General features: G+C 62.3%; 11 protein-coding genes. 5 read left to right on the top strand and 6 right to left on the bottom strand.

Annotation, left to right across the window (positions count from 1 at the left end):
• Nucleotides 1–91: 91 nt before the first annotated feature.
• Both ACZY1I_RS21220 and ACZY1I_RS21225 read left to right on the top strand, forming a co-directional pair.
• On the top strand, nt 92–295 hold the full coding sequence (locus ACZY1I_RS21220) for a hypothetical protein (protein WP_463756711.1): 204 nt from the start codon (nt 92–94) through the stop codon (nt 293–295).
• A 184-nt stretch (nt 296–479) separates the two neighbouring features.
• Nucleotides 480–635, top strand: coding sequence for a hypothetical protein (locus ACZY1I_RS21225; RefSeq protein WP_463756712.1), 156 nt, complete (start codon nt 480–482; stop codon nt 633–635).
• 324 nt (nt 636–959) lie between these two features.
• Here ACZY1I_RS21225 and ACZY1I_RS21230 read toward each other — a convergent pair whose 3' ends face one another.
• Entirely contained in the window at nt 960–1,865 is a 906-nt protein-coding gene (locus ACZY1I_RS21230; protein ID WP_463756714.1) for a cyclopropane mycolic acid synthase family methyltransferase, read from the bottom strand.
• 51 nt (nt 1,866–1,916) lie between these two features.
• Nucleotides 1,917–4,115 (bottom strand): molybdopterin oxidoreductase family protein, encoded by a 2,199-nt coding sequence (locus ACZY1I_RS21235; protein WP_463756716.1) that lies wholly within the window; start codon nt 4,113–4,115, stop codon nt 1,917–1,919.
• Nucleotides 4,116–4,329: 214 nt separating this feature from the next.
• On the opposite strand from ACZY1I_RS21235, the gene ACZY1I_RS21240 reads away from it, so the two are divergent.
• The 3 genes from ACZY1I_RS21240 (at nt 4,330) to ACZY1I_RS21250 (ending at nt 6,778) form a co-directional block, all read left to right on the top strand.
• The gene (locus ACZY1I_RS21240) at nt 4,330–4,791 is read left to right on the top strand and encodes a DUF5994 family protein (RefSeq protein ID WP_463756718.1); all 462 of its coding nucleotides are present in this window, start codon (nt 4,330–4,332) and stop codon (nt 4,789–4,791) included.
• 213 nt (nt 4,792–5,004) lie between these two features.
• Nucleotides 5,005–5,163 (top strand): DUF6307 family protein, encoded by a 159-nt coding sequence (locus tag ACZY1I_RS21245; RefSeq protein ID WP_463756720.1) that lies wholly within the window; start codon nt 5,005–5,007, stop codon nt 5,161–5,163.
• 364 nt (nt 5,164–5,527) lie between these two features.
• Nucleotides 5,528–6,778 carry a fatty acid desaturase family protein gene (locus ACZY1I_RS21250; protein WP_463756724.1) on the top strand — a complete coding sequence of 417 codons (1,251 nt, stop codon included), beginning with the start codon at nt 5,528–5,530 and terminating at the stop codon, nt 6,776–6,778.
• Between the two features lie 7 nt (nt 6,779–6,785).
• Here the strand turns inward: ACZY1I_RS21250 and ACZY1I_RS21255 are convergent, their stop codons facing one another.
• From ACZY1I_RS21255 to ACZY1I_RS21270, 4 genes are all read right to left on the bottom strand, one after another.
• Entirely contained in the window at nt 6,786–8,264 is a 1,479-nt protein-coding gene (locus ACZY1I_RS21255) for a glycoside hydrolase family 130 protein (RefSeq protein WP_463756727.1), read from the bottom strand.
• Nucleotides 8,261–9,283, bottom strand: a complete 1,023-nt coding sequence (locus tag ACZY1I_RS21260; protein WP_463756729.1) for a glycosyltransferase — start codon at nt 9,281–9,283, stop codon at nt 8,261–8,263. Before ACZY1I_RS21260 ends, ACZY1I_RS21255 begins: the two co-directional genes overlap by 4 nt.
• Nucleotides 9,280–10,380, bottom strand: a complete 1,101-nt coding sequence (locus ACZY1I_RS21265; protein WP_463757155.1) for a glycosyltransferase — start codon at nt 10,378–10,380, stop codon at nt 9,280–9,282. Before ACZY1I_RS21265 ends, ACZY1I_RS21260 begins: the two co-directional genes overlap by 4 nt.
• Nucleotides 10,381–10,538: 158 nt before the next feature.
• Nucleotides 10,539–11,429: a GAF and ANTAR domain-containing protein gene (locus ACZY1I_RS21270; protein ID WP_463756732.1), complete on the bottom strand. Its 891-nt coding sequence runs from the start codon at nt 11,427–11,429 to the stop codon at nt 10,539–10,541.
• Nucleotides 11,430–11,732: the final 303 nt, after the last annotated feature.

The raw sequence follows: 11,732 nt of genomic DNA on the forward strand, positions 1-11,732 counted from the left end.
GCCCGCAGGACGGCTGGGAAAACTCGGGTCATGCCTCGACGCGGCGAAAACCTGAGTTTTCAGCCGTATCGCTTCGGGTAACCCGCCGTCCATGGATGACCGCGACAGTGCGATCCGTGACGATGTGCCCATCGCCGATGCCGCTGAGCAGCAACGGTCTTCGGCCGATTGGCTGGACGAAGATCACGCCGGGCGGCCCGTCGGCGATGTTCCTCTGGAAGCGAGCGTCGAGGACTGGCACGAGCAGCAGGAAGTAGTGCTGATCGACCCCGAGTCGGAGGAACCCGACCATTAGCCGGACTACATAACGGGCCCGCTGATCGGCGCCACCGCGACGAGATGACGCGAACTGTAAATGGGTCGTCAAACTCTCGTTAACACGTCCGCGCCGTGTCGCCGATTGCTGCTTGCCGGCATAGATTTCTAGGCGGCCGGTCGATCCAATAAAGGGCTCTGGCCGGTTTCATTAGGAGGAAGTCATGCCGCAGAACGAGGCGCAACTCCGTCAACAGCTGCGCAACTACGCCCTCGAATTGCGCCAGGTTGCCTACACACTGCCCAACGGGATAGGAGAGCACGACCTGCTCCGACTCTCAGAGCAGATGCGCGCTTCCGCCGATCAGATTGTGAGTTAGCGGACGCGGGAGCGTTGACGGCTGTCGGAACTCGGCCGCGCCGCGCTCCACACGTACGGTGGCCGAACGGTCTAGACGACAGCCGCATTTCAGGTTGGTAGTTGCGCTCCCCTCCACTGTGCAAATTGTGGCTATGACTGACGGGGCAACGCAGCGCTGCCTGGGCAACGGCAACTGGCGGATCGTGGACTTGCGCGGCGTTCGTCGCGAGTCGGCCCGGTACATACTGGGCGACAGTGCGACCCAGACGAAGTCTTGCCGACACTAAAGGTCAACGATGCGGAAATACTGCGAGACTCATCCCAAAATCGGTCGTGCGACCTTTTACTTGGTCAGAGTGAATTGACACACCTCGGTGTAGCCGTCGCGGAACAAGTCTGAGCAACCGGTCAGATAATGCTGGTAGATGTCGTAGATTTCTTGGCCTTGCAATTCGATCGCCTCGTCTTTGCAGGCTTCCAACTTCTCCGCCCAGGCGTCAAGCGTGGGGACGTAATTCTTCCCAATCATGTGGTGGCGCTCGATATTGAACCCCGCGCCAGTCGAGTATTCGTCGACCTGCGAGATCAGGGGCAACTTACCGCCGGGGAAAATCTCCCTCAAGATGAAGCTGATGAACCGCAGCAGGGTCATCGTGATCGGCCGGCCGTTGGCCTTTGCCTCCTCGGCGCTGCACACCACGATCGTGTGCAGCAGCATCCTGCCGTCGTCGGGTAGCAAGCTGTGGAATTTCTTGAAGAACGTGGCGTAGCGCTCGTATCCGGCATCACCAGCGCCATCGGCGAAGTGCTCGAACGCGCCGAGTGAAATGATCCGGTCCACCGGTTGGTCAAAGAATTCCCAGCCCTGCAGCCGTACTTCTCTCGACCGCGGGCTATCCATCTCGGCAAACTTCTGCCTGTCGTGGGCGAGCTGGTTCTCGCTGAGCGTGAGGCCGATGACATTGACGTCGTAATGCTCGACGGCGTGCCGCATTGTCGAACCCCAGCCACAGCCGATGTCCAACAACGTCATGCCCGGCTCGAGGTTGAGCTTGTCGAGTGCAAGCTTGCGCTTCGCGAACTGCGCTTCCTCGAGCGTCATGCCCGGACGCTCTTCGAAGTAGGCGCAGCTGTAAGTCATCGACGGATCTAGCCACAGCTGGAAAAAGTCGTTAGATCGGTCGTAGTGCGACTGCACCGCTTCCACCGGCGGCTGCAGTTGGGTTCCGCCGACGTTGCCTTCTGTCATCAATCCGACGCTACCCGCTTCCGGGAACTGGCCGGGCGGATGTGTTCTCTGCTAGCTGACCGTGACCGGGATCCCGTTGAGGACACCGTTGCCGGACGGCTCGTCGATGAGTGTCGGCGGGGACAGGACGTTGGTGTTGACTCCCGGCGAACCATTGGCCACCGACAACCGGGTTCCTGGTTTGTCGTGTCCCCACCCGTGCGGCATCGACACCACGCCCGGTTTGATCGCGTCGGTGACCTCGACCGGCACCTTGATCTCGCCGGCCGCTGATTTCACCGTGACGATGTCCTCGTCACTGATGCCGCAGCGGGCGGCGTCCTCAGGGTGCATCAACAGCGTGCAGCGGTCTTTGCCCTTCATCAGCGCGGGCACGTTGTGCAGCCACGAGTTGTTCGATCGCAGGTGCCTCCTGTTGACCAGGACGAGCGGGTCTGCCGGCCGTTCCAATCGCGCTGCCAGCCGCGACAGGTCGTCGAGCAGGTATTGCGGGGCGAGCCGGATCTTCTTGTCCGGGGTGCCGAGGATGCCGGGCAGTTGGGACACCATCGGCCCGAAGTCGATCCCGTTCGGATTGGCCTTGAGCAGGTCCAACGTCAGCCCACCCGGGTTCTCGCCGTACCGGTCGCCAAAGGGCCCGGTTCGCAGGGTGAGGTCCAGCATCCGCTCCGGGCCACCCACCTCATAGAGCTCGCGGATCGTGGCGCCGTCGAGTCCCTGAGTGAAAGCCAGATAATCGAAGAAGCCGTCGTCGATCGCCGCGACATCCACTGCCTCGGCGGGGGTGCCGGTGCACAAACCGGTCAGCCGGATCAGGATCTCCCACTCGTGCGGTCGGTCGCCCGGATCGAACACCGGGGCCGAATAATTTGCGAAACTGCGAATCGCGAACTGCAATACCAAGTCGTCATGGTGTGCCTGCTCGAACGCCGACAATCCGGGCAGGATCACGTCGGCGTGCCGGGTGGTCTCGTTGAGCCAATTATCAACGGAAATCATGGCTTCCAGCATCGGCAGCGCTTCGTCCAGCTTGTCACCGCCGGGCGAAGACAGGACCGGATTGCCGGCGATGGTGATCAGGGCTTTGAGCTGCCCCTCCCCCGGCGTTGCGATCTCCTCGACCATGCACGACACCGGGACTTGCCCGAGCACCTCTTTCGCGCCTCGCACCCGGGTCTGCCACCGACCGAATTCGGGCGCGCCCCCTTCGAGGCCGGGCATCGGCTGCGTGGTGACCGTCCAGGCGGCAGGCCTCGGGAACATCGCCCCGCCTGGCGTATCGAAATGACCCGTCAAGATGTTGATGACGTCGACCATCCAGCTGGCCAGGCTGCCAAACTCCTGGTTGCACAGACCGATTCGACCGTATACCACCGACCTCTGGGTACCGGCGAGGTCACGCGCCAGCTCGCGGATGCGCTCCTCGTCGATGCCCGTGGCGCTGCTCACCCGGCTTGGCGGCCACTGCGCTGCGACCGTGCGCATGATGTCGAGATCATCAACAAAGGACCCGGCCTTGACCAGATTCTCAGCGAAGAGAGTGTTGGCCACCGCCAGCAACAGCGCCGCGTCCGTGCCCGGCACAATCGGAAGCCACTCGTCAGCGCGTGCGGCGGTAAGAGTGCGCACCGGGTCGATCACTATCACCTTGCCGCGTTTTCGAATCGCCTCGATCAGGCCCATGATGTTCGGAGCGGCCAGCAGCGAACCCTGCGACGCAGCGGGATTGGCGCCCATGATGACCAGCAGGTCGGTGCGTTCGATGTCGGGCACCGGAAAGTCCCACCACTTGCCGTACATCAGGTGCGACGACAGATTCTTCGGCCACTGATCGACGGTGCCGGGCGAATAGGTGATCGGGATCCCCGACATGCCCAGCAACACTCCCGCATAGCGGGCCAGCGAGAAGGAGTGCGCCAGCGGATTGCCGGTGTAGGCGGTAACCGCGCTGATGCCGTACTTGCGGATGACTGGGGTCAGCAATTCGGTACAGCGTCGAAACGCCGCATCCCAACTGACCTCTTGCCATTCCCCATCGACCTTGATCAACGGTAGCCGGATGCGGTCCGGGTCGTCGTGGAGTGCGCCCAGCGAGACGCCCTTCGGGCAGATGTGTCCTTGGCTCCATACGTCATCACGGTTTCCCCGGATGCTGGCAACTTTGCCGTCTCGAACTTGAATATCCAAGCCGCACATGGCTTCACACAGTGGACAGGTGTGCAGATACCTGCCGTCTTTGGGGCTGGTCACCCATCCACTGCATTACGGTACTTCGAGTATCGGAAGTGGCAGGGACGCGGACTTCGACGAAGTTGAACCGGCAACCTCAGATGCCGCTCTGCTGACCGCCGGTTCCGGCGTATCGTGGAGATTGTCTGCGATACCTTGCGCGTGCCACTCCAAGCCACGACGTCGCCGATTCGATTTATTCGGCTGGCTGCGCGGCCGAGACGGGAGCGTCGCGATGACGCGCAAACAACAAAATGCCGAGCCGAGCAGGCGACATGCGCCACCGACCCAAACGCCGAGGCTGAGGCTGAAACCCAAGGCGCCGCCGAGTGGCTACGTCGACGGAGCGTGGTGGCCGCAAAGTGAGGACCTCGCGACAGAGCTGCCCGATCTGTTGGCAGTGCTGTCTGTCCGCCTCGGAACAATCGGTAGGGTGATATACAAGATCGACGAATGGGCAACGGCCCCAGCTAAATTGGTGCTCGATGGCCGATCGGTACCGCTCGACGGATACGGCTCGCAGCCAGCAGCCACGGTCGAAGTCCTGGGCCTCAATCGCGACAAGATGGTCCTACTGGTTGTTTCCCCGCACACCGATCCCGAACAGGCACACGCGATCATGATGATGGCAGCGGGTCCAAACAACGCCTTGGCCATCGATGACCTCCTGCACGCCACCGCAGGCGTAAGCGAGTAGAGCTCGACCGCGCACCATCTGTAGGGCTTTCCGGCCCTCCTCAGCCCTGGCGGGCGTCGAATCATCTGCGACACGAAATCCTTTGATTTCGTGTAGATCACGTCTCGGCCGATAAGGATTGCGGTTACGGGGCGACGGCGTACATGGAGTAAAGTCATTGTGGTCGAGCGAATTTCCTCTGAGTACTGCACTCGACGGAATGGGAAAGAAGCCATGTCAACTACGTCAATTATTCGCTCGCCCTACGAAATCCGCATCGCACTAGTTCAGGACACATTGGTGGCAAATTCGCCGCTCGATGACGCGGCCGCCCGTGAACTTGCGGTGCTCGTACTTCACGCGCTGAACTCGATTCCCGAGAAGGTCCGGTAGGCGACCGAACGCGTTTCTCCTCGCCATACCGCAGCGACACCGGGCAAGTCGGGCCATCCACGGAATTCATATATTCTGCGAATGTCCGCTGGCCCGGTGTTTCAGCGGATGGAGCAGATCGACTCGTTCGGCGCGTAGGATTTTCATCGGTTGATCATCCAGCCAGTCCGGAACATCCTGTCCCGCCAGCGACAGCGTTGAGAGCGATTGCTCGCAACCGGGCCTCCACCCGGTGTAGCAGGAAGTTCATCGTGTACAAGTTCTCGAGTTGCAATGGCGCTCGGCATGCCATCGCACCATCGGCTGCCGGCGAAGGCACGCGTCCCAGTTCGGCAAACACATCCGATGAGCGCATGGGACCAAGATGGCCATCACAGACGTAACCGAATACGCCCATCTGAGCGCCGCGGATGTGGAGCAACTTGCCGTCGAGTTGGATGCCATCCGGCGTGACATCGAGGATTCGCGCGGCGCGCATGACCGGGCGTATATCCGGCGTGCCATCGCGGTTCAACGCTGCCTCGACGTCGCCGCTCGAGTGTTGATCGGTGGGAGTCGCAGCCGGACAGGCTGGGTGGTCGGAACGTTAACCCTTGCCGCGGCGAAGAGCATTGAGAACATGGAATTGGCCCACAATATCGGCCACGGCCAATGGGATTGGATGAATGATCCTGAGATCCACTCCACGACTTGGGAGTGGGACATGGTCGGGCCGTCCTCCCAATGGCGGTACTCCCACAATTACCGACATCACATGTTCACCAACGTCGTCGGTGTCGATGATGACCTTGGTTACGGTGTATTGCGCGTCACCCGTGACCAACCATGGAAACGTAGCCACCTGTTTCAACTGCTGCGACATGTGTTGTTGGCAGCCACCTTCGAATGGGGTATCGCGCTGCATGATCTGTACTCCGAACAAGATCGTTCGGAGACTTCTGCCGAGAAGTCCGTGCAGACCCGACGTCTACTCCGCAAAATCGCCAGGCAGGCGAGTAAGGACTATCTGGTCCTTCCCGCGCTCGGCGGGCGGCGGTGGCGACGTGTCCTGGGCGCGAACGCCGTCGCCAACTTGCTGCGGAACCTGTGGGCGTACACAGTGATAAGTTGCGGCCACTTCGTCGACGGGGCCGAAAAGTTCACCCCTGAGGCGCTGGAGGATGAGACCAAGCCGCAGTGGTATCTGCGACAGATGTTGGGCAGCGCCAACTTTCATGCCGGTCCGGTCATGGCGTTCATGAGTGGAAATCTCTGCTACCAGATCGAACACCACCTCTACCCGGACCTGCCCAGCAACCGCTTCCCGCAGATCGCCCAGCAGGTGCGGGCGGTGTGCGCCTCCTACGACTTGCCCTACAACACTGGGCCGCTTTTCTACCAGTACCTACTGACCCTGCGCACGATTGCCAAACTCGGTCTACCGGATCGACTTCTTCGCGCTACCTCCGATGACGCCCCAGAGACCGCCTCCGAGAACAGATTCGGCAACCACTCGAAACTAGCCGGGTCGCGAGACGGCATCCGAGCGCCTCGGATCGGATTGGCCACCGCCATTCGCAATCGCAAACTCGCCCGACGCCGGAACAACACTCGGCGGCGCACGGCCGCAGCATGATTTTCTCTCAGTGCTTTAGTGCTGCAAGGAGTTCCGGTAGTCGCACGGTAGCAATGCCGATCGCGGCGTCACTGATCCCGTACGGCAGCACGAGGGTGTCGGCGTGGACCAAGGCGCCGCAGCTATACACGACATTCGGCACATAGCCGTTCCGCTCGTCGGAAGCGGGGCTGAGCAGCGGCTCCCACAAACGGCCGAGAATTGTCGACGGATCTTCGAGATCAAGCAGAATCGCCCCGATGCAGTAGGTACGCATCGGACCGACGCCGTGGGTGAGCACCAACCATCCGGCATCCGTTTCGATGGGCGGTCCGCAGTTCCCGAGTTGAAGCACCTCCCAGGCTGCGATCGGGGTCTGACAGGGAACCGCGCTCGTCCAAGCGGACAGGTGATCGGAGTAGGCAACCGTATTCGACTCGCGATCTGATCTCGACATCGCGGCGAAGCGGCCGCCGATCCGGCGCGGGAACAGGGCCAGGCCTTTGTTCGCTGCGGCAGGTCCGACGATTGGCCGGAAGGTGAAGGATTGGAAATCGCTGGTCTCGAGAAGTTGCTGGCTGATTTGTGATCCGCTGTACGCCGTGTACGTGGCATAGAAAGTCACCGAGCCGTCGTCCTCCACGAAACGGACGAATCGCGCGTCCTCGATTCCAGCCTGCTCGGCCCACATCGAAGGCCACAGAACCTGCTCGGAAAGTGTTATGTGGTCTGAGAATTCGACGGCGTAGGTTCGCTCGGCGATACTGCGAAGTAGTGAAATCGTCGCTTTGGCGTGCCTGCGGGTTCGCATCGACGTCTCAAGCCTGGCCAATCGTTGTTCGAGGGCCGTCTGGGTAAAACGTGCGCCGAGTCCGTCGAGGACATAGTCGGCAGCTTCGCCGGCTTCGTCGACCCGGACGAGTTCACTGCGAAAGACGGCCGCATCGAGCAGAGTGGGCTTTGCCACTCCGACTGTGGCGAACGGAGCCGGATCGTCGATGACGACGTCGCCATCCGCGTCAATGACGCCGGTCCGGAATCCGATGGACGAACAGTGACCTTCGCCGATGCCACGCACACTCATCACAAATCGAAGGCTGCCGGCGGCAGTTCCGTTCTGGTCGGGATGGGCCACCATGCTCGGGTTGCACAACGCCGCGCCCTCGATGGCGTATTCGCTGGTGAATGTCGCGCCCAACAACAACTTTCGGGCCTCGGAGAGCTCACTGACCGGATCTAGCCGATCGGCCAACTCCCGGGCATGCAGGCGGAAAGTGTCAGCAAGGTTGCGGTGACGTTCATTGAAGCGGATGACGATATCGTCCAGCGACGCGCGCACTTGATCTTCGTCCAGGGCCAGAATCCGCTCCAGCACCGCGCCGGCTCGGGACTCTCGATGTTCGAAACCCTCCTGTCCCGGGACGAAGAGGCGCGTGATGACCCGCGACGGGTCCGCCACCAGCCGCAACGGGCTGCGCGTGACGAGCCCAACCCGCACGGAAGTCATTGCCGCACAGTCGAGAAGCGCCGAGCGTGTTGCAAGGTCGAGAGCACTGCCAGGGTCGACTCCGCGCCCTGGTTGCGGTTCACCCCATCGGCGTGCAGTCCGTCGAATCCGCCGCCGGTCTCAGGGTCCCACATCGGCTGTTGTGCGTCGTTCGCACCCATGAACCATGCCGTGGCGGCCAATACCCCGCTTGGCCAGATCGAATTGGGGTCGATGGCAGCGGCGCGCGCACACGCGTCGGCGAGACTGGAAACCTCGATCGGTTGCTGATCGAACGCAGGACGTGGGTCGCCCGGCCCCCTGCCCGCTGTTGGAGTGGGCGAAAGGTGGCCACCTGCCGTTTCGTATCCGACCAGCCAGCTCAACAGTTCCAAACCCTGGTAACGCAGCCCCGAGTCGTCGAGCGCAACGCCGGCGGCGATCATCGCCTCGGCGAGAACCGCATTCGCGTAGGTGAGTCGCGGCTCCGGCCACGGCCAGGCCGCATTGCCGTTCGGTTTGGCCACCGTCGCGGCGTAGTCAGTGAGGAGTTCGCGTGCCGCCGGGTGTCCGGGGTCGACGGAGAGGATTTCGGCTGCCCCCAAGGCCGCGAACGCCATCGCCCGAGGCCACGGCGATCGGGCCTTTGCAGCGCGTTCGAATTGAATGACGGCCAAGCGGCGAACCAACGAGACATCACTGTGCGCTGCGGCAGTCCCCAGTCCCCAGATGCAGCGGCCCCAGCAATCCTGCAGGGATGGCTCATCCTGCCAACGCCCCTTGCTGTCCATCCGATTTCGGCAGGGTCCGGAATAGGACTGCGCATCGTTGAGGAACTGCAGAGCCACCCGCGCAAGGCCGTTCACCTCGCCGCCAGAGTTTGGTTCTCGGGTGGCGACCACGAGAACCCTGGCCATGTCGTCGGTACAGTAGCCGTGCTCGCGCCGCGGTTCGGTGAGCAGAGCATGCTCGAAGGTGCCGCGACGGTCTGTCAAGCGCAACAGGTGGTCGAATGCCGGGTCCGGGACTGTGCCTGTCATACCAGCGCCTGACGCTGAGCAAGTATCCGCTGAGCCAGACGTTGGTAGGCGTTGGCCACGACCGGCCAGGCCATCGCCGGGGCCAACCGGCGGGCCTCCGCGGCCATCGCGCCGGCAATACGCGGATCGGTCAACACTTGACGCAAAGCGGTCACCAGTGCATCGGGGTCGTTGTGTCCTACAACGATGCCGGCACCAGTGCCAAGGAGTTCGACGGCATGAGGAAAGGCTGTGGCCACGACCGGGCGCCCACTCGCTATGGCGTCGACCAAGACTCCGGAGGTGACCTGATCAGTGGAGTCGTAGGGCAGGACCACCACTGCCGAGGACCTGATCAGCGCAGTCAGTGACGACACATCGCGGTAGGTGGCGTCGAAGAACACCGAGTCCGCTACGCCCGTTATCCGGGCCTGTTCGGCGCGAGCCTCGCGATACGCCTCGCCGTCAGTGGCCAAGACTTTTGGATGCGTGCGGCCGGCGATCAGGTACCGCGGTGGGGCATTGAGCTCACGCAGTGATCCCATCGCCTCGATGACCCGTTCGATGCCCTTCCCCGGCCCCAGCAGACCCCACGTCAACAAAGTGGGTCTGCCCGAACGCATCTGGGTGGGGGTACGCGGGACGGTTGCGCCGTGGGCGATCGTTGTGACTTTTCGGCGATCAATGTCGAAACCCGTGCACAGCCGTTGTCTGGCGGCCTCGGACATGACGACAACATGATCCGCCATCGATGCGACCGTCTCGAGCACCGAACGCTGATGCTGGGTAGGGTTTTTGACGACCGTATGGGCGACCACAATCGACGGGATGCGCAGCCCGCCAAGGACATCCACTACGTCGTCCCCGTCGACGCCGCCGTAGATGCCGTACTCATGCTGCACGATCGCGATGTCACTCTCGTTCAGCAAGTCGGAGGTTGCGGCCACCGAGCTGGCGGAACCGTTGACGAGCTCTCCGATAACCCGCGCGTCAGACGACACAGACCCATCGGCTATACGGACAATGCTGACGTCAGATCCGTTCGCGGACAATCCATCCGACAGCGCGACGCTGAACGTCGCCAGCCCACACGGGGTAGGTGGAAACGTACTGAGAATCCCGAAACTCGCGGCGCGAGAAAGGCCTTCCGCAGCAGGGGCGAGATTATGTCTATCCGGGTTGAGTAGGGTATTCAAGGTGATCCCGACGGGACGGTTATCACCGGCGTGTCCGGCGCGAGCGGCTGCTCTGGAAGGTCAGCAGCGGACGGCTGACCTCATCTCGGACTGGCTGGGTTCCCAACCCCTTCCGACGTTACACCATTAGGGGCAATAACCACGGATCGAGCCTGGTCAGGGCCTTCCGGCTCGGACCGCGCGCGAGCGCGGGCGCGGCGGACCGCCTCGTCGACCATCTGTTGGGCCACATCTACCAACTTGCGGTGTTGCGATTGGCTGATTGCTCGGAGCTGGGCGAATGCGTCCTCGGTGCTGCGTCCGGTGCGTCCGCGGATGATGCCGATCGCTTGATCGATCACGGGGCGGCTGGACAGCGCGGTCTGCAACTGGACCGTGAGAGCGAGCGCGTCGGCAAGGATCTGCGCGTTATGTACCGCCACGGCGGCTGGTTGGGCGAACGATTCCCCGAACTCGGCGGCATGTTGATCGAAAACGTCCTTGCCATAGGCATACACGTTGATTGCGCCTACCACCCGATCGGGCAGCAACATGGGCACCGACAGTGCACTGTGCACCCCTAACCTGCCTACCCGCGGTCCGAACCGTGGCCACATCTTCTCTCCACCCAGCGATCCTGAGCGCACTGTCCGACGTTCCAGCGCCGCGGTGATGCAGGGTCCCTCTTTGAGGGTCACGTATTGAATATCGTCGATCTCGATGACAAACGGAGCACTGGCTGCTGACAGGGCGACCATGTCATCGGTCTGGTCGACATTCAGCAGCGCCACCCCAGCGCCGTCGGCGCCCGGTATCGCGTGAACCGCGAACGTCGCCACCTCAGTCAGCAAATCGGGCAGATGCAGATGTCCCGCAACCAGGCCCGCGAGATTGCCCATCGCAGTTCGCAAGTCGTCACCATCGGCAGCGAGGTGCTGCGATGAGCTCGACCGCAGCAAAGCCTCATCAGAGCGCTCGTTGAACTCCCCCATTTGCAGGTACCTGCATTCGTAATGCTGCGACAGGCCGGCCCATCGGTGAACAGCGATACACCCGGAGCACCCGCCGCGAGCTGACCTCCATTCTAGGGCGAAACCCGTCGGCGTGCGTCGGGCCGACGCCCAGCTTGCCCACACCTGAACGGATCACAATGAGCGACAGATTGTTTCAATGACGCGTGACGCAGATATCGCGTCTGGATTCATCGGAACCCTCGTACTATCCGCCACCCTCGGCGGCATGCCAGCGCACCTAGCCCGCCCTGATCGGGCGTGCGGTATCGTTACGACAGGTTG

The sequence above is a fragment of the Mycobacterium sp. IDUB_37 genome (genome assembly GCF_055419245.1).

Bases quoted from the DNA above. Each gene is read 5' to 3' on its own strand.
- ACZY1I_RS21220 (WP_463756711.1), top strand. From the start codon at position 92: ATGGATGACCGCGACAGTGCGATCCGTGACGATGTGCCCATCGCCGAT.
- ACZY1I_RS21255 (WP_463756727.1), bottom strand. From the start codon at position 8,264: ATGACTTCCGTGCGGGTTGGGCTCGTCACGCGCAGCCCGTTGCGGCTG.
- ACZY1I_RS21225 (WP_463756712.1), top strand. From the start codon at position 480: ATGCCGCAGAACGAGGCGCAACTCCGTCAACAGCTGCGCAACTACGCC.
- ACZY1I_RS21260 (WP_463756729.1), bottom strand. From the start codon at position 9,283: ATGACAGGCACAGTCCCGGACCCGGCATTCGACCACCTGTTGCGCTTG.
- ACZY1I_RS21245 (WP_463756720.1), top strand. From the start codon at position 5,005: ATGTCAACTACGTCAATTATTCGCTCGCCCTACGAAATCCGCATCGCA.
- ACZY1I_RS21270 (WP_463756732.1), bottom strand. From the start codon at position 11,429: ATGGGGGAGTTCAACGAGCGCTCTGATGAGGCTTTGCTGCGGTCGAGC.
- ACZY1I_RS21240 (WP_463756718.1), top strand. From the start codon at position 4,330: ATGACGCGCAAACAACAAAATGCCGAGCCGAGCAGGCGACATGCGCCA.
- ACZY1I_RS21250 (WP_463756724.1), top strand. From the start codon at position 5,528: ATGGCCATCACAGACGTAACCGAATACGCCCATCTGAGCGCCGCGGAT.
- ACZY1I_RS21230 (WP_463756714.1), bottom strand. From the start codon at position 1,865: ATGACAGAAGGCAACGTCGGCGGAACCCAACTGCAGCCGCCGGTGGAA.